This is a genomic window from Nonomuraea sp. NPDC049709, assembly GCF_040674815.1.
GTDB lineage: Bacteria > Actinomycetota > Actinomycetes > Streptosporangiales > Streptosporangiaceae > Nonomuraea.
Map to the genome: position 1 here is coordinate 58567 of NZ_JBFANM010000025.1, position 20692 is coordinate 79258.

The following is a 20692-nucleotide window of genomic DNA, read 5'->3' on the forward strand; positions in this document are numbered from 1 at the left end:
CCAAAGATCAAGGAAAGGTAAGAGACGTGCGTACGTTGCTTCTTCGGGGGTTGACCGCAGGCGTGATCGCCGGTGGTTCTCTCATCGCAAGCCCCGCCTCCGCGACCCCGGGCGGCTCGGGAGTCACCGGCGTGGTGATCTCGCAAAGCACTCTGAACGGCATGGACTACATCGTCCGGCGGATCACTCTGCCCCCGGGGCAGAGTACTGGCTGGCACTACCACCAGCACACCATCTTCGGAGTCGTTCAGAACGGCACGCTGAGCCACTTCGACTCCTCGTGCAAGTCGGATGGTGTCTACAAGAAGGGCAGCACCATCACCGAGCCGGGCGGCTCGAAATACGTGCACATCGGTCGCAACCTCGGCAAGAAGCCCGTCGTTCTCGATGTCGTCTACATCATGCCCCACGGCACGTCCCTTTCCACCGATGCCCCCAACCCTGGATGTGACTTCCAGTAGGGCCGGCTCGGCTGTCGTCAGCCGCGTCCATTGATGACCGGCCCTCAGGAGTGCTGGACCGTACCGCCTGAAAGGTTTGAGCAAGTGACCGAGATCTACTACGACGACCAGGCCGACCTGTCGATCATCCAGGGACGCCACGTGGCCGTGCTGGGGTACGGCAGCCAGGGCCACGCCCATGCGCTCTCCCTTCGTGACTCCGGTGTGGACGTGCGCGTCGGCCTGCCCGAGGGCTCCTAGAGCCGCGGGAAGGCGGAGAACGACGGCCTGCGCGTGGTCACCCCGGCCGAGGCGGTCGAGGAGGCCAACCTCACGATGATCCTGGCGCCGGACCACATCCAGCGTCACCTGTACGCCGAGGCCGTCGCCTCCAACCTGGTCGAGGGCGACGCGCTGTTCCCCCAGTTCGAGGCCGGCCGCGGCGTGCCGTGTCTCGCGGCCGTGTAGGACGCCTCGGGCAAGGCGCTCGACAGGTCGACTGCCCGCTTGCACCCCCGCCGAACTCATCAGGCCGGGGGCTGGTGCGTCATCGCGCTGACATCGCGTCAATGCCGTGTAGGCGGCGCGTATACGCGGCCCTGCCATCCTGGCCGGGTGTCATGCGAAAACGGGGGGAGAACGTGGTGAACAAGGAGACGCTGGTGCTCGTGCACGGCGCCTGGCACGGACCGTCGTGCTGGGATCGGCTCGTACCCGAGCTGGAAGAACGCGGCTGGCGCACGTCCACGGTGGACCTGCCGAGCACGTCGGGGGATCCACACGCGGGGATGTACGACGACGCGCGGGCCGTACGGGAACATCTGCGCGCCATCGAGGGACCGGTCACCGTGCTCGCGCACTCCTACGGCGGCGTCCCCGTCACCGAGGTGGCCGAAACCGTGCCGAACGTGCGGCGGCTCGTCTACCTCGCGGCCCACATGCTGGAGGCGGGGGAGGCGGTGGTCACGCCGCTCGGCGGGCCGTGGTTCCCCCAGGACACCGAGCTGCTGCCGGCTCCTGAGCCGCCGGTCGAGGCGCTCTACCACGACGTACCCGCGCAGTGGGCGGAGGCGGCCGTCGCCCGGCTCAGGCCACAGAGCGCGCGTGCCTTCACCGAGCGGCAGACGCGGGCCTCGTGGCGAGCGGTGCCTTCCGCGCTCATCGTCTGCGACGATGACCGGAGCATGCCCGAGCTGTTCATCAAGCGGCAGCTCACGATGGCCGGGGTGGTCAGGCACCTGCCGGGGAGCCATTCTCCGTTCCTGTCGCGGCCGGGCGAGCTGGCCGGCCTCATCGACGAGGTGACGGACGCCCTGCCCGCCCGAGGCTAGCGGAGATCGTACGGCGGTCTCGGCGGGCGCCCGCCGAGCTGGAGAGAGGCGAACATTGCGGTACAGCGAATCGGTCACGGACCCGGCACTCAACCTCGACCGGGCCTTCTTCCAGGATCCGCATCCGGTCTACCGGCGCGCCCGCGAGGCGGGGCCGGTACGGCCCGCGACCGCGCACCGGCGGCTCAGGGTCTGGCTGGTCATCAGGTACGCCGAAGCCAGGGAGCTGCTCAACGACCCCAGGCTGGCCAAGGACAGCGCCAGGGCGGTGAAGCTGTTCCCACCGGGGACGGCGGGGCCGTACGCCTCGTCGTTGTCGGCCCACATGCTCAACTCCGACCCGCCCGACCACACGCGCCTGCGCAAACTGGTGAACAAGGCGTTCACCGCCAGGACGGTGTCGCGGCTGCGCCCGCGCATCGAGCAGATCACCGACGGCCTGCTCGACGGCATGGCGGAGGCGGGCGAGTTCGACCTCATGGAGTCGTTCGCCTTCCCCCTGCCGATCGCCGTCATCTGCGAGCTGCTCGGCATCCCGGCCGCGGACCACGACGAGTTCAGGACCTGGACCGCCCCCTTCGTGGCGGCCTCGTCGGCCGAGGAGATGCGCGCGGCCCACGCGTGGATGCTGGCCTACCTGACGGGCCTCGTCGCCGCCAAGCGGGCCGCGCCCGGCGAGGACCTGCTGTCGGAGCTCGTGCACATCTCCGACGAAGGCGATCGGCTGACCGCGGACGAAGTGGTGTCCATGGCGTTCCTGCTGCTCGTGGCGGGCCACGAGACCACGGTCAACCTGATCGCCAACAGCGTGCTCGCCCTGATCGGCAACCCGGACCAGCTGGCCGCGCTGCGGGCCGACCCCTCACTGCTGCCGGGCGCGGTGGAGGAGTTCCTGCGCTTCGACGGCCCGATCAACATCGCGACCCTGCGCTTCACCACTGAGCCGATCCGCGTCGGCGACGTCGAGATCCCCGAGGGCGAGTTCGTCTTCATCTCCCTGCTGGCCGCCAACCGCGACCCGGACCGCTACCCTGATCCTGACCGGCTCGACCTCACCAGGCCAGGCGGCGGCCATCTGGCCTTCGGTCATGGCATCCACTACTGCGTGGGCGCGCCGCTGGCCCGGCTGGAGGCGCAGATCGCCATCGGAAGGCTGCTCGGCCGCTTCTCCAGCATCGAACTGGGCTCGCCCGTCCTGCAATGGCGCGACAGCACCCTCATCCGTGGGCTGCACACCCTGCCCGTCCGGGTCCGCTGACGCGCCGAAGCGTCCTGGGCTTCTCGATCGTGTCCGATGTTGGAGCCGTGATCAGGATTCCGCCGCGTACGGCTACCGACGCCTATTTCGCCACGATGGGCGGGTCGAGGCGTCTCGACCTTGTTGTCGACATCGATCTGGTGGAGCTGGTGGAAGGCCACCGTGTCGTCGCTCGCGGAATGGAGACGGTGGATGACCACGGCGCCATTTGTGCGACGTGCGCAGGGACCGCTGCCGGCTGGCTGGCCGGCAGCGGCGACGGCAACGTGACCGTGCCACCGGACCGATCAACGGTCAAGATCTGTGACGGGAAGACGCGCGCGACAACCTGGCGAGACCTCAGCGCTGGCCTCATTCGATGGTGAGACCTCCCACAAGCGCGTCATTTCGCAACGCGGCGGCGGTGGCGCCGGGGTCCAGCACTTCGGCCGCCAGGTGGACGCCGGCCGGCATAGAGCCGGACAACACCGCGCGGGTGGCCAGCGCCATCACCACCCCGCTCAGCGCGTAGGAGTCCACGGCCGTGAGCAGCACTCTCGTGGGTCCGGGGGAGCTGCCCGGACGAGGTCGCGCGGTGAACAGCATGACGTAGAAGGCGCCGAAGTCGGCGTTGTCCTGCAGCGAGGCCCGCACCACGGCCTCCGCGTGTGGTGCGAGTGTCTCGGGGCGGGCGTCCGGCACCTCGGCCCAGGTCGCGGCGAGGGCTTCGGGGAGGCGGTTGGAGACGAAGACGTTATAGGAGCGCACTTCGTCGGCCTCGGTGTCGGTGGCCAGAGTCTGTGCCTCGGTGGTGAGGTACGGCCAGGCGTGCACGGGTACCGGGAAGCCCGGCAGCCGCACCTGGTGCAGCGGGGCCAGCGTGCCGGGGGCCACCCGGCCGTCCCGCCAGGCCGCCATGGGTTCGCCGAACCTCGGCCCCCTGGTCAGCAGCGCGTCCACGGCGGACAACGGGGTGAAGACGGCAGCTCCACCCACGTACACGTCGAGGCGGCGCAACGGGCGTCCCTTGGCCAGCAGCCGGGGCAGCAGGCCGGAAAGGCCAGGCATGACCCCCGCGGAGAACACCGCGATCCGGTCATCGGCGACGCCTTCGCCGGTGAGCGCATCCTTGGCGGCCAGCTCGCCGCCGATGTCGACGTGGTGGGCGCCGGCGGCGAAGGCGGCGCGGGCAACCGTGTCCAGCACCTGGTACGTGGGCCCTGCGCAGTTGACCACGATCCGGCAGCCGTCGCAGAAGGCGGCCAGCTCGGCGGGGTCGTTCAGGTCCACCCGGACCGCATGCGCGGGAGCGGCAAGTGTGGCCGCGAGGTCCGCGGCCCCCGTCAGGTTTCTGCCGCCGACGCGGAGCGGTCCCAGGCCGTAGGCGGCGATGCGCTGCGCGGCCGTGCGGCCGACCGCGCCGGTGGCGCCCAGGATCCCGATCACCGCTGGTCACCGAGGCGGGAGCGGACGGCGGTGGCCACCCCTGCCACTGTGGAGTCGGCCAGGAACTCCCGCACGGGCACGGACACGCCGGCCTCCTTGGCGAGCCGCACGACCGCCCGTACCGCGAGCAGGGAGTCCCCGCCGAGGCCGAAGAAGTCGGCGGCCCGGTCGAGCACCGGCACCTCCAAGAGCTCTTCGAACACGTCGGCGACGGCCTGCTCCAGATCGTCGGCCGGTGGCCCTTCCCGGTGTCGGACGGCCATCTCGGGCAACAGGCCGAGCCGCAAACCAGATGCTGAGCCGGGCTCCGTTTCCTCGGGCAACCCGGGCACCCGATCCCAGCCGCTCCCCTCGGCGAGGGCGTCGACCAACGCCACGAACTCCGCGAACGCAACCGTCACCTGATCGGTGTCGAACAGCTCCTCGACCAGGGAGAAGACCGCCACCATCTCCGGGCCCAGCTCGAAGCAGCGGACCTCGATCGCCACCTGCGGCGTGCGCAGCTGGTGGAAGTAGTCGGAGGCGACTACTCGGCCCAGCGGCCCCGCCTCCTCCGGCGGTCCGCCGCCCATGGCCGCGTCCACCCCGAGCACGCTCTGGAACACGACCGGCCCCACCGGCCGCCAGCTCCCCCGGCGGCGGGCCACCTCGCGCCCGACCTCAACACCGGTGATCAGGTTGTGGGCGGCGTGCTCGCCGGACGTCGCCTGCACGCTGGTGGCGAGCTCGGCGAACGTGGCCTTGGAGTCCAGGTCGAGGGGAAGCAGCATGGTCGCGGCGAAGGCACCCACCACGCGCTGCACCTCGGGGTGGATGGGCAGGCGGTTGAGCTGGAGCGAGTTCAGCAACATCCGGTGGTGCCCGGCCCAGCGCGCCAGCACCACGCCGAACGCCGTCAGCATGGCCGTGGACGGGGTCACGGCCCGATCGGTGCACCGCCGCCGCAGCGCCGCCCAGTCTTCGGCGCTCCAACGGTGTTCGCGGTTGCCCATGGTGACCGGCCGCACCTCCTGCGGGTCGGCGGCCAGAGGCAGTGCCGGAGGTCCCGGCAGCGTGCCGAGCCGGGACCACCACCAGTCCCGGTCGGCCTGCCAGGCCTTGGTGGCCGGCAAGTCGGCGAGCGAGGTGACGTAGTCGCCGAAGTGGATGTCCAGGGCCGGCAGGGCGGCGTTCCAGTCGGCGACGAAGGTGAGCAGGTCGCGGCTGAGCACGCTGGACGACCAGCCGTCGAAGATCAGCAGGCTCAGCCCGAGGTGGAGCCGGCCTTCGTCCCCGGGCAGCAGCGTGAGCCGGACGTCGATGCCGGGGCCGCTGGTGGGGTCCGGCCCGCTGGTGCTCATCTCCTGCCGTACGTCGCGCAGCGCGGTGGCGATCTCGTCCGGGCCAGCCTCGCGCAGGTCGTATACGCGGACCCGGGGTACCGCGCCGGGTGCGTCGGCGGGTAGGACGTGCTGGCGGCCGTCGGAGGTGACCCGGGCCCGCAGCGTGGGCTGGTGCGCGGCGAGCCGTTCGACCGCGTCCGCCAGCGCGTCGGCGGCCTCGTCGCCGTCCATGCCGGTCAGCGCGTAGTCCAGGTAGTAGTGGGCCGAGTCGTAGGACAGCTCCCAGCCGTCCTGCTGGCCGACGAAGTAGCCCTGTTGGAGGGGGAGCAGGGGGAATTCGGCATGCGGGTCCGGCCGCGGCGTGACGGTGAGCGGCAGGGCCCGGGTCGTGGAGCCGCCGCCGGAGGTGTGCCGCCGTACGAGCTCGGCCAGGTCGCCGAGCGTGGTCTCGACCCGTACGTCCGACAGGGCGAGCGCGACGCCGAGCCGCTTGCGGACCAGCGCCGACATGCGGACCGCCAGCACCGAGTCCCCGCCCAGGCGCAGGAACCCGACATCGTGCGGGATCTCCTCGGGCGGCAGGCCGAGCAGCTCCGACCAGATCTCGGCCAGCTCCTTCATACGTGCACTCCCATCGTCGGGTGAACAGTCGGGTGAACAGTCGGGTGAACAGTCGGGTGATCAGCGGATGGCGACGAGCAGGCGCTGCGACAGCGCGGTCAGCGGATCCCCGGGACGGGGCAGGTCCACCTCGATCCGCAGCCCGCTGCCTGCCAGCGCGCTCAGCCACTCCTCGCGACGCAGGTAGGTGCGGGTGGTGCCGGCCCGGCAGTCGAGCCGCCGCGGCGGGCCGTCGTCGGTGGACAGCGCGAACGGCATCGAGGTGAGTGACTGGGGATGCTCGCGGACAGTCTCGACGAGCAGCACCCGCCCGCCGGGGGCGAGCAACGCGGCGACCTGGCCGAGCAGGCGGTCGACATGCGGGGCGTTGTGCGCCATGGTCGCCGCGACGACCAGGTCCAGCCCGCCCGGCTGCTGCGGCAGGTCATGGGCGATGTCGAGCAGGGCGTACCGCAGGAAGCCGGCGTCGAAGCGGCGGCGCGCGGTGTCGAGGAAGAACGGTGACAGATCGGTGAACAGGTAGAACTCGACCGGCCGGCCGGTCAGCGCCGGCAGCAGGTCGGCGGTGGTGGCGCCGATGCCGGCGCCCAGTTCCAGGATCCGCAGCGGGCGGGTGACACGCTCGGCCAGGTCCCGGACCACCTCGGCCGCGGCGGCGTTGAGGTAGCGGCTGATGACGTTGCCGCGGTAGACGGCTTCGGCGGTGGCCGGCTCCCCGTCGGGGTAGAGCAGCGCCTGCACGCCGATCTCGTCGCGCAGCAGGGACGGCAGCAGCCGCAGCGAGCGCAGCATCAGCTCGGCCAGCTCGGTGGGGTAGCCGAGCGCCAGCCGCGCGGCCTCCATGCGGGTGCGGGCGGCGGCCAGCTCCGCCCGCCGCGGGCCGTGCAGGTCGTGGTATCGGCCGGTGGCGTCCCGGCCGACCAGGCCGGCGTCGTGGAGGGCGCTCAGCCAGTGCCCGGCGATCCAGCGGTGCCGGGGCGCGGCGCCCAGGTCGTCCGCGACCGCGCCGGGCCCGTGTGCCAGCCCCGAGCGCAGCCGGGTGCGCCGGTGCAGGTCGGCCGCGATGCCGAGCAGGATCAGCCGGTCCAGGTCATGGACGGCTCCGGCCGCGTCACCGATGCCGGTTCCGGCGATGGCGGCGTGCGCGGCACTGTCAGCGCGGTCGTTCAGCAGCGACATAGGGCGAGATCGTACGAAATAACGGTAATCATTTTCAAGATCTGGACAAATGTGAGAAGTTGTGTAGCAATGAAAACCGTTTCCATTGCTATCTCTGTGGAAGGGGTCACCCCTTGGGTTCCGCCACCGTCGAAGAAGTGCTCGCCTGCCTGGCCGACGTACTGGAACTCCGGCCCTCGGATCTGGACCCCGACGCCCCGCTCACCGCCTTGGGGCTGGAGTCCTTCACTGCCGTACGCCTGCGCCGGCGCCTGCTGGAGGAGTCCGGACTCGAACTCCCGCTGACGGCCTTCCTCGGGGCGGCGACCGCGCGCACGGTCGCCGCCGGGATCGTCCCGGACGACCCCGCCGAGGCAGGGGAGTCTTTTCCGCTGACTCCCATCCAAACCGCCTACCTGGTCGGCCGGGACCCGGCCTTCCCCTTGGGCGGAGTGGCGACCTTCTACTACTTCGAGTACGACCGCGTGCCGCAGGACGCCCAGGACGCGGACCTCGACCGGTTGGAGAGCGCGTGGAATCGGCTGGTCCGGCGGCATCCGATGCTGCGCATGGTCGTGGACGCCGACGCCAGGCAGAGAGTGCTCGCGGAGGTGCCCGACTACGTCATCGCCCGTACGGACCTGCGTGGTGAGGGTCCGGAACGGGCGGAGCAGGCGTTGGAGGCGTTGCGTGCGAGATGCTCGCACCAGGTGCTGCCCGCCGACCGGTGGCCGCTGTTCGACCTGCGTGCGGCGCTGCTGCCGGACGGCCGGACCCGGCTGTTCATCGGTGTGGACGTGCTGGCCCTGGACCTCATGAGCTGGATGCGGCTGATGAGGGAGTGGGGCCAGTACGCCGCCGACCCTGACCTGGAGCTGCCTGCACCGCCGCTCGGCTTCGCCGACCTCGTACGGCGTCGGCTGGAGGCCCCGGCCGACCTGCGGCGGCGCGAGATCGACGCGGCCTACTGGGCGCGCCGGGCGGCCGGCCTGCCGGACGGCCCAGGATTGCCCTGGACCCGTGGCCCGGCCGACTTCAGCGGCCACCGCATCATCCGGCATGCCGCCGAGCTGTCCGCGGAGGACTGGACGCAGCTGCGCAAGCAGGGTGCGGCGCACGGGCTGAGCCCCACCGGCCTGCTGCTGGCCGCCTTCGGCCTGGTGCTGCAGCGCTGGGGCGCCCGCGATCCCTTCTGCCTCAACACCACCCTCTTCGACCGCGACGACCTGGCTCTCGCAGATGACACCCCGGGCCTGGACAGTGTCGTCGGCGACTTCACCAGCACCGTCCTGGTGGAGATCCCCGTCGCCGACCCCGGCCGCTGGTACGGCTTCACCGGCTACGCCGCGGCCGTCAACCGGCAGTTCTGGACCGACCTCGACCACCGGGCGGTTTCGGGGATGGAGGCACTGCGTACGGCGATCGAGTCGGGGGAGCGTCCCCGGGTGACCGACCCCGCCACCGGGCTGCCCGTACCCACCCACACCGTGGTCTTCACCAGCGGCGTCGGCCTGGCGGGACCCGGCGAGGCGCCCACCGCCTGGCTCGGCGCCGAGGTCTTCGGCGTCTCGCAGACGCCGCAGGTGATGCTGGACCACATCGTCTGGGACGAGGACGGCAGGCTCCGCATCGCGTGGGACGTCGTGGACGGCGCGTTGCCGGCCGGGTTCGTCGACGGCATGCTGGCCGCGCACGTCCGCCTCCTGCGGCGGCTGGCCACGGAGCCGGAGCTGTGGACCGACTCCGCGCTCGGCTGGGACCCCTCGTTCCTCCCCGACGAGGACGTGGCGGGCGGGGCGTTCGGTGGGACCGGTCCGCTCCTGGACGACCCGCTGCGCGCCGCCGCCGAACGCGACCCGTCCGCGCCCGCCCTGCTCGACCTGACCGGCGAGGTGACAGCGCAGGAGCTGAGCGAGCAGGCCATGCGCACGGGCCGGGCGCTGGCCGCGCTCGGGATCGGGCCCGGCGATCTCGTGGCGGTCGTGGCGGACAAGGGCGTCGCGCAGGTCACCGCCCTGCTGGGAGTGCTGGCCGGCGGAGCCGGGTACGTGCCCGTCGAACCGTCCTGGCCCGCAGGCCGGGTGGCTTCGCTGTGCGAGCAGGCTTCGATCCGGACGGCGCTGCTCACGGCGGAGGCCGACGACACCGCGTGGCCGGGCCACGTCAGCGTGCATCGGCTCGACGCCGACGGCGTTCTCCGGCTTCCGGACGAGTCCGAGCCGCGCCGGCCCGCCCCGGACGACCTCGCCTACGCGATCTTCACGTCGGGTTCGACCGGGCGGCCCAAGGGGGTGGCCATCGAGCACCGTGCGGCGCGTACCACCCTGGACGATCTCGCCGACCGGTTCCCCCTCGCCCCGGACGACCGGGTGCTGGCCCTGTCGGCGTTCAGCTTCGACCTGTCGGTCTACGACATCTTCTCGGTGCTCGGGTCCGGGGGCGCCGTGGTCCTGCCCGACGCCCACCGCCAGCGCGACCCCGGCCACTGGCTGGAGCTGATGGCCCGCCACCGCGTCACCGTGTGGAACACCGCTCCTGCCCTGCTGGAGATGCTGGTGGAGTACGCGGAGCTGGAGCCGCAGGCGGTGCGCGAGGCGTTGGCCACGCTGCGTCTGGTGTTCCTGTCGGCCGACTGGATCCCGGTGACGCTGCCCGACAGGCTGCGGGCGCTGGCCCCGGACGCCAGAGTGGTCAGCCTGGGCGGGGCGACCGAGGCGTCGATCTGGTCGATCTGCCATCCCATCGGGGAGGTGGACCCGTCGTGGCCGAGCATCCCGTACGGCCGGGCGCTACGCGGCCAGTCCTTCCACATCCTCGACGAACACGGCCGGCCCTGCCCGGTGGGCGAGCCGGGCGAGCTGCACATCGGCGGCGACGGGCTGGCCCGCGGCTACGTCGGGGACCCCGGGCAGACGGCCGAGCGGTTCATCACGCACCCCATCCTGCGCCGCCGTCTCTACCGGACCGGCGACCTCGGACGCTGGCGGTACGACGGGACGATCGAGTTCCTCGGCCGGCTGGACCGGCAGGTCAAGATCCGCGGCCACCGGATCGAGCTCGGCGAGATCGAGGCCACTCTCGACCGGCTCCCCGCCGTGCGGCAGGCGGTGGCCCGCGCGGTGCCCGGGCCCGACGACCGGCCGAGACTGGTCTGCTACGTGGTGCCCGCCGATCCCGCGACGCCTCCGGCGGACGACGAGCTGATCGAGGCATTGCGGGCGAGCCTGCCCGGGTTCATGGTGCCCAACCGCTTCCTGATCATGGACACCCTGCCGATCACGGACAACGGCAAGATCGACTACAAGGCGCTCGCCAACCCGTACCAGCCAACCGGGGCTCCGGCCCGGGACGAGGCTCCCAGCCCAGCGGTCCTGAACACGCCTCCGGCCGTCACCGGAGCGACCGCCCCCAGCGCGCGGGCGTTCCTTCCTGCGGTGACCGCACGGCCTGCGCAGGCGATCAGCGCCACGGTCACGCGCGGGCTACGTCTCACTCTCACTGTGTCGCCCGACGGGGTGATGGAGCTCGTCGTCGAGGGTGGCGCCGACGGCCTTCCCACGCCTGACGTCGCCACATCGCCGCGTCTCGCCACGCCCACCGTCGAGCCACAACCCGACACGTTCGCGGGTCAGCAGGAGCCGCCCCACCCTGTCCCCGCCAGGCCGGACGCGGTGCCGGATCCGCAGGTGGAGCGGGCCGTGGCCAGGGTTTTCAGCGAGCTGCTCAAGACGCCGGTCGATGTGACCACGCCCTTCTTCCGGCTGGGAGCGTCATCCCTGACCGTCGTGCTGGCCCATCGCGCCCTAAGAGCCGAGCTGGACGAAGGACTGACAGTGGTGGACATGTTCGCCCGGCCCACGGTCCGGGACCTGGCCGCCTTCATCACCGCCCGCAGAGAGGCGTCCGGCAGCACCGGCCTGGCCACCCCGTCACCTCGAGAAGATCCGCCCTCGGCAGCCGAGCCCGATCTCGTTTCTGATCAAGCCGCCGCTCGCAGGGCTGCCCGAGCGCGTGCGGCGGAGCTCGCCGGATGAGCGCCGCACAGAATCCGATCGCCGTCGTCGGCCTGGCCTGCCGCTTTCCCGGGGCGCCTGACGCCGAAGCGTACTGGGCGCTGTTGCGGGACGGTCGCGAAGGGCTGACCAGGTTCACCGACGACGAGTTGACCGCCCGAGGCGTGCCGGGCAGATTGCGGGCGCACCCAGGGTTTGTCCCCGTCGGCGGGCTCATTGAGGGCCAGGCCGACTTCGACCCCGAGCCGTTCGGGCTCAGCGACGCCGAGGCGGCCCTGCTGGACCCTCAGCAGCGGTTGTTCCTCGAATGTGCCTGGCACGCGCTGGAACACGCCGGTCATGGCGGCGGACGCGGGGCCGGCGCGGTCGGGGTCTTCGCGGGCGCCATGCAGAGCGCCTACCTGGCGAGCAACCTCGCCGAGCGGTGGAACCCGACCGGCGCGGGACGGGACCCGCTCGGCAGCCTGCAGACGGCGATCTCGACCCAGGCCGACTACCTGCCGCTGCAGACGGCCTACCGGCTGAACCTGACGGGCCCGGCGGTGGCGGTGGCGTCCAGCTGCTCGACCTCGCTGGTCGCCGTGCATCTGGCCGCGCAGTCGCTGCTGTCCGGCGAGTGCGACACCGCGCTCGCAGGTGGGGTGTCGCTGATCGTGCCGCAGGGGCAGGGGTACGTGCACGTCGCCGGCGGCGTGTACGCGTCGGACGGGACGATCAGGCCGTTCAGCGCGGACGGCACCGGCATCGTCTACACCCAGGGCGTGGGCGTGGTGGTGCTGCGCCGCCTGGACGACGCGCTGGCCGACGGCGACCCGGTGCTCGCCGTGCTGCACGGCTCGGCGGTGAACAACGACGGAGCCGACAAGGCTGGGTTCACCGCGCCGTCCATGCGGGGCCAGGCCCGGGCGGTGGCCGAGGCGCTCGCGGTGGCCGGCGCGGTGCCGCGCGAGATCGGTCTCGTCGAGGCGCACGGCACCGCCACCACGCTCGGTGATCCCATCGAGGTGGCCGCGTTGCGGCGGGTGTTCGGTGACACCGGACCGGCGTGGTGCGGGCTGGGCTCGGTGAAGGGCAACATCGGCCACGCCAACTCCGCCGCCGGCATCGCCTCGTTCATCAAGGCCGTCCTGGCCGTACAGCACCGGATGCTGCCCGCGTCGCTGCACGCCCACCCGCTCAACCCGCTGCTCGGCCTGGATGGGTCGCCGTTCGAGGTGATCGCCGAGACCCGGGACTGGGACGCCCCTTCGCTGGCAGGAGTGAGCTCGTTCGGCATCGGCGGCACCAACTGCCACGCCGTGCTCGGGCCGGCCCCGCACCGCCCGCCCGTCCCCGCCGATCGGCGGCCCCAGGTGCTGGCGGTCTCGGCCGCCACCGCTGAGGCGGCGGTCGCCACCGCCCGCGCTCTGGCGTCCCGGCCCGAACCCGACGAGGCCGACCTCGCCTACACGCTGGCCACGGGACGTGCCGAGCTGGCCTACCGGATGGTGGGCGTGGGCCGCGCCGGATTGGCCGCGGCGACGCCGGTCAAGGCGGCCGGCCCGCGCCTGGTGTTCGCCTTCCCCGGCGCGGGGAGCGCCTATCCCGGGATGGGCAACGCGCTCTACTGTGACGAGCCGGTCTTCGCCCAGGCCGTGGACGAGTGCGCGGAGCGGTTGCGCCCGCTGCTTGGCGCCGACGTCCGCGAAGCCCTGGACCCGGGAATCAGCGAGGCACGCGTCCGCGACGCCGGCTTCGGATTGCCGGCCGTCTTCGCCGTGTCGTACGGACTGGCGCGGCTGCTCGCATCATGGGGCGTCGTGCCCGACGCCCTCGTCGGACACAGCCTGGGTGAGTGCACAGCCGCGGTGGTGAGCGGCGCGCTGCCGCTCGCCGAGGCCGCCAAGCTGGTCGCCGCCCGGTGCGCCGCCGCGGCCAGAGCCGCCGGTGGCGGCTCGATGCTCGCCGTCCCGCTCGGCGAGGAAGAGGCACGCGAACTGCTGTCGCGCCATCCCGGCCTCGATCTCGCCGCCGTCAACGCCCCGGCCGCCTGCGTGGTGTCCGGGCCCGCGGCGGCCGTCGACCGGCTGGCGCACGAGCTGCGCGGACGTCGCATCACGGGCACGAGGTTGCGGGTGGACGCCGCGATGCACTCCCGCCTGATGGAGCCGGAGCTGCCCGGCCTGGGCGCGGCACTGGCCGGACTGACGGGCGGCACCCCCGCCGTGCCCGTGTTCAGCACGGTCACCGGCGCCTCGATCGGCGCCGAACTGGCGCACGCCGGTCACTGGACGCGGCAACTGCGCGACCCCGTACGGTTCGCGCAGGCATTGGAGGCAGCACTCGGCACCGGGGAAGACACCGTGCTCGTGGAGGTCGGTCCGGGAACCACGCTGTCCGCCCTCGCGCGCAGGAACACCCTGCCAGGCCTGCGGTCGGTCCTGGCGACGCTGGTGCCGGACGAGCCGGAGCCGGCGAGCGTGCGGCAGGCAGTCGCCACACTGTGGGCCCACGGCCGGCCCGTGGACCTCGCCGCGCTGTCCGCAGCCGGTCGGCGGCGGGTGCACGCGCCGGGGTACGCCTTCCAGCGCCGCCGCTTGTGGATCGACCCTCCTGCTTCGGACACGTCGTTGGAGGTCGATGCGGAGGAGCCGCTGCAGGTTCCGGTGTGGAGTCAGGTCCTCCCCGCCGAGTCGGAGCCGGTCCCGGCCGGCCGCTGGGCCGTGATCGGGACCGGCACATTGGCGGATGAGCTGCGCGCCCGGCTGGAGGCGGCCGATCTCACGGCTTCCGACGAGCCCTTGACCGGACTGGTCGTGGTGGCGACGGGGGACGGCGCTGAGCGGGCCGCCACGCCGGGCGCCGACGACGTCGTCGCTGCCGTGCTCGCGTTCGGCGAGGTCGCATCCGTGGCGGCCGAGCAGGCCGGGCGGGCGGAGCAGCCGTGTCTGCTCCTGGTCACCCGGCACGGCGAGCAGGTCGGTGGCGATCCACCACCCGACCCGGCGCAGGCGGCCGTCCGCGTGCTCCCGCGAGTGCTCGGTCAGGAACAGCCCGGGTTGCGATGGGCCACATTCGACCTGGGCACGCAGGCCGAGCCCGCCACCGAGGCGAGTGCCGTGCTCCGTGAACTCAGCGCCCTCGCGAGCGGAGAAGGGACCGGAACGGAAACCGCAATGCGTGGCGTGACCAGGTGGCGGCGCCGCTTGGCGCCTTGGAGCCCGGCCCGCACCGGAGGGAGCGCCACGGCGACCGGCAGCGTGCTGATCACCGGTGGGTTGGGGGCGGTCGGGCAACTGTTCGCCCGGCATCTGGCCGCGCGCGGGCATCGGGTGGTCGTCACATCGCGTACGGCTGGTCACCGGGGAACCGCGCTCGCCGAGGCCGGTGTGGACGTGCGGGCTTGTGACGCCGCCGACCCTGCCGCGACCTCGGCCCTGATCGAGGAGCTGTCCGCCGGCGAGCCCATCGAGCTCGTCGTCCATGCGGCAGGCGTGGTGGCGGGGGCGCGGCTGGACCCGCTGCGGTCGCTCGACCCCGGCCAGGCGGCCGCGCATGTGCGGGCCAAGGCCGGGGGAGCGCTCGCGCTCAGGGACGCGATCGCCGCGCTGCCGCCGGAGCGCCGTCCCCGGACAGTGCTGCTCATGTCCTCGGTGACCACGCTGGTCGGCGGTGTCGGAATGGGCCCCTACGCGGCGGCCAACGCCGCGATGGACGCGCTCGGTCTCGCGGCGCCCGGCGCCACCCAGTGGGTCAGCGCGGTCTGGGACGGCTGGCGGGTGGCCGAGGACGGTGCCGAGGCCACCGTCGTCCTCGCCGACGCGCTCGACGCGGTCACCGGTACCAGGGCGTTGGACCGCCTGCTGGCCGCGCGCGAGTCGGGCACGGTGCCCGCGATCGTGTCGGTCGCCGGGACCGATCTCAACCCGCGCGTCATCGCGGCGGGGAAACCGAGGCCGATCGTGGCCACCGGCGGCGACGTGGCGCGCCTGTCTCCGGCCGAGCGAGCGGTGAGCGAGTTGTGGTCGGAGCTGTTCGGCATCCCGGTGAACGATCCCGCCGCCGACTTCTTCGCGCTCGGCGGCCACTCCCTGCTGGGCGTGCGAATGCTGGCCGCGCTGGGCGAACGCTTCGGCGTCCGGCCGGGCATGCGGGACCTGCTGGCCTCGCCCACCGTGGCGGGCATCGCCAAGCTGGTCGAATCGGCGGGCTCGCAGCCGTACCCGGCCCAGGAGAGCACGCCGGAGGAGGACGCCGTCGACGGCGACGGCACCTTCGCCATGACACGGGTCCAGCACGCCTACTGGATCGGGCGGGACGGCGGCTACCAGTGGGGGGAGCTGCCCTGCCACTTCTTCCTCGAGTACGACTGCCACAACCTGGACCTCAACCGCTTCGAGGAGGCCTGGAACCAGGTCGTGGCCCGCCATCCCATGCTCCGCGCCGTGGCCACGCCCGAGGGACGGCTTCGCGTGCTGGACAACCTGCCGCGCTACCGGATCCGGGCGCACGACCTGACCGCGACGACAGAGGGCCGCCGGGCCGAACGGCTGGCCGTGCTGCGGGAGAAGCTGTCCACCAAGCCCGGCCCGCCCGACCGCTGGCCACTGGCGCAGATCCAGGCGGCCCGGCTGCCCGGAAACATGATCAGGCTGTTCATCGGAGTCGACGTGCTCATCTGCGACGCCGCCAGCTGGTGGATCATCGAGTCCGAACTGCACGCCCTTTACGAGAACCCTGGTGCCCCGCTGCCGCCGTTGGATCTGCACCCGGCGGCCTGCGCGGCCGCGCTGGAGCGACGGCGTGACGACCGCGCCGCGCGTTACTGGCGCCGGCGCCTCGACACGCTCCCCGGCCCGCCCCGCCTGCCGGTCCACGACCCGGGAGGGTCACCCCCGAAATTCGTACGGCGCTCCGCACGGCTGGACCGCGAGGAATGGGCAGCGCTTCGGGAAGCCGCCGCCCGGCACCGGGTCACCCCGGCGGCGGCGCTGCTGACCGTCTACGCTGACGTACTGGCCCGTTGGTCCGGGGCAGCCGGGTTCTGCGTGACACTGACCCTCTTCGACCGTCCGGCCATCCATCCGCACGTCAACCGGGTTGTCGGCGACTTCACCTCCCTGCTGCTGCACGAGGTCCCCGCCGAGCCCGCCGCCGTCTTCGCCGACCGGGCCGCCGCCACCCAGGCGAGGATGTTCGACGACCTCGACCACCGCGGCTTCTCCGCACTGGACGTGCTCACCGAGCAAGCTGCCAGGACGGGAGAGGTACGGCCGGTGCCCGTGGTGTTCACCAGCGCGCTCGGCATCACGGACATGGTGGACGACGGCGGCCACCTGGAATGGGCCGGCGAGCAGGTATACGCGGTCTCACAGACGCCGCAGACCTGGCTCGACCACCAGGTGCTCGAACACGACGGCGAACTGCGGCTGCAATGGGACGTCCTGGAGGGCGTCCTGCCCGGCGACGAGCTGGAGGCGGCGATCGCCGAGCACGTGACACGGGTGCGCGAGCTGGCCCGATCGTCCGACGCCTGGATCCGGCCCGAGCTCTGGCACACCGTTCCGGCGCCCTCGGGAGAAGCCGCTCTTTCCTCGGGCAGTGCCGCACCACCCTCGCCTCAAGAGCCGATCTCGCGAGCGGTGGTGAACCAGGCCGGCTCCGTGCGGGACATCGTGCTGCCGCTGCGGGCCGAGCCGGGCGGAACGGCCCGCCCCACGCTGTACCTCGCCCACCCCTCGGGCGGTGACGTGCTGTGCTACGCCGAGCTGTCCCGGCTGCTGGACACCCGCGTGGACGTCGTGGCACTCGCCGATCCCGAACTGTCGGGCGCGTACGGGCCGGGACCGGAGACCGTCGAAGGCATCGCCGAGCAGTACGTGCGGGCGATCGACGCCTCCGGCGGCCCGGGAACGGCACCCTGGCTGCTGGGCGGCTGGTCGATGGGCGGCACCGTGGCCCAGGAGATGGCCCGGCTGCTGCACGCCGGTGGCCGGCACACCGCGCTGCTGGCGATGCTCGACTCCAACGATCCCGCGCTCATCCGCGACGTTCCCGGCCGTGATGCCGCCGAGATCGAATGGGAGGTGACGGTACGGCACCTGCACGCTCTGGAGGCCTACCTCGGTATCGACCTGAGTGTCGGTGATGTACCCGAGGAAGGGCGCATGAGCGCGGTCGCCGACCGGCTACGCGAGCACCGGCTGCTGGGCCGCGGCGAGGACCTGGCGGGGCGCGTGGCCGTGTTCGCCAGACACCTGCGGGCGCTGGCCGCCCACACCCCACGGCGGCTGGCCGACCCGGACACAGCCACGTTGCTGATCCGGGCAGAGCGGCCCTCACCTCGCAACTCTGCCATCGGGATGGGCGTCGACGACACCCCGCCGGGCCGGCCCGACCTCGGCTGGGGACGCTACCTGGCCGGGCCGGTCGAGGCCACCGGGGTCGACGCCCACCACTACGGCCTGCTGCACCCTCCCGTGCTGCCCGCCGTGGCCCGGTTGATCAACGCCGCGCTCGACAGAGCGCTGGCGCGACTTTGAGAAAGGTTCCCATGCATTCCCAACTCCGCCGCCGATCGGCGGCGGTCGTCACCGCGGTGGCCCTGCTGGCGGGCTGTTCCGGCACCGCGCCCGGCACCGCGCCGGCCAGCACCGCTGCCCAGCCGACCGGCACCGGCTCCGGCATGGGCACTGTGCGCTACGCCGCGCCCGGCTCGCCGTCCAACGCCGTCACCGACCCGCACGGTCTGCTGCCCGGCGAGAGCGATGTGGTCAGGATGGCCCTGACCTACGACGTTCTCACCCTTCCCGGCGCCGACGGCTCGACCCAACCGCGCCTGGCCACCGCATGGCGGCCCGACGCCACCCTGACCAAGTGGCGGGTCACCATCCGCGGCGACGCCACCTTCTCCGACGGTCGCCAGGTCAAGGCGGCCGACGCGCTGTTCTCGCTGCGCCGGATGGGCAAGAAGGCGGCGGAGAACTTCGGCCGCATGGCCATGTTCGACCTCGACGCCTCCGAGGTGATCGACGACACCACCTTCGAGCTGGTGACCAGGAAGCCCTACGCCGAGGTCGGCAAGGCGCTGGAGGGCGCGACGTTCGTCGTGCCGGAGGGGAGCGACGACTTCGGCAAGCCGGTGCCGGGCTCCGGCCCCTTCCGCCCGACGAACAAGGGCGGGGCACAAGCGGTGGTGTACGAGCGGAACGACGACTGGTGGGGCCCCAAACCGCCGGCCAGGACCATCGAGGTACGCGCCGTGCCCGACCCGCAGGCCCGCGCCCAGGCGCTGCTGTCCGGCCAGGTCGACCTGGCCGGGGGAGTGCCCGCCACGCTGGCCAAGCAGCAGGAGGACAACAGCGCCGTACGGCTGCTCCGCCGGCCGGGCGCCACCCTGTACCCGCTGGTCATGCGCATGGACACCAAACCCTTCGACGACCTGCGGGTACGCGAGGCCGTACGGCTCGCCCTCGACCGGCAACAGCTCTTGGACACCGCCTTCCTCGGCTACGGCGAAATCGGCAACGACCTCATCACCCCCAAAGACCCGACCAGCCCGGCGAACCTGGCGCAGACCACCCGCGACCTCGCCCGCGCCAAGAAGCTGATGGCGGATGCCGGTCTCGCCGACGGTGTCGAGCTCACGCTGCACACCACCACGGCCTACCCGGGGATGGACAGCGCCGCCACGCTGATCTCCCAGCAACTGGCCGAGATCGGGATGCGGGTGAAGGTGGCCGTGGAGCCGGCCGACACCTACTTCTCCGCCGTCTACGCCCGCAAGCCCTTCTACCTCAGCTATCTGGGCGGCATCCCCTTCCTCGACGTGGTGCGGGTGGCACTCACGCCTGACTCCCCCACCAACGAGACGGCGTGGCAGGACCGTACCTGGTCAGCAGACCTCGACAAAGCCCTGGCCGAGCCGGACGACGCCAAGCGGCGCGGGCTCCTGGGCGAGCTGCAGGCCAGGCTCCGGGACCAGGGCGGTTACGCGATCTGGGCGCTGAGCGATCGGCTCGACCTGGCCAAGGCAGGGCTGAGCGGCGTTCCCGAGGGGATCGGATTCGCCTCGGCGTTCATCGACCAGGTGAGCTCGGACGGCTGAGATGCGCCGGGTGCCGTGGCCGGGCCGTGCACTGGCCAGGAGCGTACTGCTGATGGCGGCCGCCTCAGCGGTGATCTTCCTGTGCACGGCGGCGCTGCCGGGGGACGCGGCGGACCTCGTCAGTGGCGGTCGTGCCACTCCTGACGAGCTCGCTCGGCTGAGGGCGGAGCAGGGGCTGGACCGTCCCCTGCACGTCCGCTACCTGGGCTGGCTGTCAGGGGTGCTGACCGGCGATCCGGGAGCCTCTCTCATCACCGGGCGGCCGATCGGCGAGCTGGTGGCGGAGCGGGCCGGCGTGACGCTCACCCTGACCGTGGCGGCGCTGGCGGTCAGCGTCCCCCTTACGGCGGCCCTGGCCTGGACCGCCGTGCGCGGCCCCAGGTGGTTGCGGCCCGCGGCGAACGCGTTGATCGTGGCGGGCGCCGCGCTCCCGCAGGCCGTGGTGGCCGCCGCGCTGGTGGCCTGGCTGTCCGCGGCCTGGGGGTTGTTCCCTCCGGTGTCGATGTTGCCCGCCGGAGAGCCTCCCTGGAGCCGGCCCGATCTGCTGGTGCTTCCCGTGCTCACGCTCGCGCTGCCGATCGCCGCGTACGGCGCCGCCCTGCTCCGCGGGGCGATCGCGGACGTGGTGGCCCGGCCCTATGTGCGTGATGCCGAACTGCGCGGCCTGTCACCGGCCACCATCGCACTCCGGTACGTGCTGCCGATGATCGCGGCGCCCGCCACCCGCCTTCTCGCCGTGACTCTCGGTGGGCTGGTAGCGGGCGCGGCCGTCGCGGAGACCCTGTTCGGGCTGGCGGGGCTGGGGGAGCTGCTGGTCACCGCCGTCTCCACACGGGACGTGCCGGTCGTCCAGAGCGTTGCCCTGCTGGCTGCGGCTGTTGTGGTGGCCGGTCTCCTCGCCGCCGATGCTGTCGCCCCACGCGCCAGGGCAGCCCGCCGATGAAGCGTGCGAACGGCTCTCTCCTGAAGCGCTCAGGGGATGCGGCGGACAGGTCGGTTCCGGCGCGCAGCGCCGAACCGGACGGATCCCCGTCGGCC

The 20692-nt window shown here is 72.5% G+C and carries 11 protein-coding genes and 1 pseudogene; 9 read left to right on the forward strand and 3 right to left on the reverse strand.

The window, feature by feature from the left end; all coding sequences use genetic code 11:
* Window positions 1–26 precede the first annotated feature (26 nt).
* The 5 genes and pseudogenes from AB0J69_RS25505 (at window position 27) to AB0J69_RS25525 (ending at window position 3394) form a co-directional block, all read left to right on the forward strand.
* Complete coding sequence (locus AB0J69_RS25505; RefSeq protein ID WP_364121871.1) at window positions 27–461, forward strand: cupin domain-containing protein; 435 nt, start codon at window positions 27–29, stop codon at window positions 459–461.
* Between the two features lie 33 nt (window positions 462–494).
* A pseudogene (locus tag AB0J69_RS25510) lies at window positions 495–905 on the forward strand (hypothetical protein); the annotation flags it as partial.
* Window positions 906–1060: 155 nt separating this feature from the next.
* Complete coding sequence (locus tag AB0J69_RS25515) at window positions 1061–1771, forward strand: alpha/beta hydrolase (RefSeq protein WP_364121874.1); 711 nt, start codon at window positions 1061–1063, stop codon at window positions 1769–1771.
* Between the two features lie 55 nt (window positions 1772–1826).
* Window positions 1827–3029, forward strand: a complete 1203-nt coding sequence (locus AB0J69_RS25520) for a cytochrome P450 (protein ID WP_364121877.1) — start codon at window positions 1827–1829, stop codon at window positions 3027–3029.
* 47 nt (window positions 3030–3076) lie between these two features.
* Window positions 3077–3394, forward strand: coding sequence for a hypothetical protein (locus AB0J69_RS25525; RefSeq protein ID WP_364121879.1), 318 nt, complete (start codon window positions 3077–3079; stop codon window positions 3392–3394).
* Here the strand turns inward: AB0J69_RS25525 and AB0J69_RS25530 are convergent.
* Genes AB0J69_RS25530 through AB0J69_RS25540 form a run of 3 tightly spaced genes read right to left on the reverse strand, consistent with a single transcriptional unit; the run spans window position 3381 to window position 7576 of the window.
* The gene (locus AB0J69_RS25530; protein WP_364121882.1) at window positions 3381–4454 is read right to left on the reverse strand and encodes a saccharopine dehydrogenase NADP-binding domain-containing protein; all 1074 of its coding nucleotides are present in this window, start codon (window positions 4452–4454) and stop codon (window positions 3381–3383) included. The genes AB0J69_RS25525 and AB0J69_RS25530 overlap by 14 nt on opposite strands.
* Window positions 4451–6397 carry a phosphopantetheine-binding protein gene (locus AB0J69_RS25535; protein WP_364121885.1) on the reverse strand — a complete coding sequence of 649 codons (1947 nt, stop codon included), beginning with the start codon at window positions 6395–6397 and terminating at the stop codon, window positions 4451–4453. The genes AB0J69_RS25530 and AB0J69_RS25535 overlap by 4 nt, the downstream gene beginning before the upstream one ends.
* A gap of 60 nt (window positions 6398–6457) precedes the next feature.
* Window positions 6458–7576: a class I SAM-dependent methyltransferase gene (locus tag AB0J69_RS25540; protein WP_364121888.1), complete on the reverse strand. Its 1119-nt coding sequence runs from the start codon at window positions 7574–7576 to the stop codon at window positions 6458–6460.
* Window positions 7577–7689: 113 nt separating this feature from the next.
* Here AB0J69_RS25540 and AB0J69_RS25545 point away from each other — a divergent pair, with 113 nt between their 5' ends.
* From AB0J69_RS25545 to AB0J69_RS25560, 4 genes are read left to right on the forward strand one after another with little or no spacing between them, the layout of a single operon-like run.
* Window positions 7690–11589, forward strand: a complete 3900-nt coding sequence (locus AB0J69_RS25545; RefSeq protein ID WP_364121891.1) for an amino acid adenylation domain-containing protein — start codon at window positions 7690–7692, stop codon at window positions 11587–11589.
* Window positions 11586–18089: an SDR family NAD(P)-dependent oxidoreductase gene (locus AB0J69_RS25550; RefSeq protein WP_364121894.1), complete on the forward strand. Its 6504-nt coding sequence runs from the start codon at window positions 11586–11588 to the stop codon at window positions 18087–18089. Before AB0J69_RS25545 ends, AB0J69_RS25550 begins: the two co-directional genes overlap by 4 nt.
* An 11-nt stretch (window positions 18090–18100) precedes the next feature.
* Complete coding sequence (locus AB0J69_RS25555) at window positions 18101–19654, forward strand: ABC transporter substrate-binding protein (RefSeq protein WP_364121897.1); 1554 nt, start codon at window positions 18101–18103, stop codon at window positions 19652–19654.
* 52 nt (window positions 19655–19706) lie between these two features.
* A complete protein-coding gene (locus AB0J69_RS25560; protein ID WP_364121900.1) occupies window positions 19707–20597 on the forward strand; it encodes an ABC transporter permease in 891 nt (296 codons plus the stop codon).
* Window positions 20598–20692 lie beyond the last annotated feature (95 nt).

What these genes read in the sequence shown, in the direction of transcription:
- AB0J69_RS25515 (WP_364121874.1), top strand. Translation starts at nt 1,061, where the DNA reads ATGCGAAAACGGGGGGAGAACGTGGTGAACAAGGAGACGCTGGTGCTC.
- AB0J69_RS25535 (WP_364121885.1), bottom strand. Translation starts at nt 6,397, where the DNA reads ATGAAGGAGCTGGCCGAGATCTGGTCGGAGCTGCTCGGCCTGCCGCCC.
- AB0J69_RS25540 (WP_364121888.1), bottom strand. Translation starts at nt 7,576, where the DNA reads ATGTCGCTGCTGAACGACCGCGCTGACAGTGCCGCGCACGCCGCCATC.
- AB0J69_RS25550 (WP_364121894.1), top strand. Translation starts at nt 11,586, where the DNA reads ATGAGCGCCGCACAGAATCCGATCGCCGTCGTCGGCCTGGCCTGCCGC.
- AB0J69_RS25555 (WP_364121897.1), top strand. Translation starts at nt 18,101, where the DNA reads ATGCATTCCCAACTCCGCCGCCGATCGGCGGCGGTCGTCACCGCGGTG.
- AB0J69_RS25560 (WP_364121900.1), top strand. Translation starts at nt 19,707, where the DNA reads ATGGCGGCCGCCTCAGCGGTGATCTTCCTGTGCACGGCGGCGCTGCCG.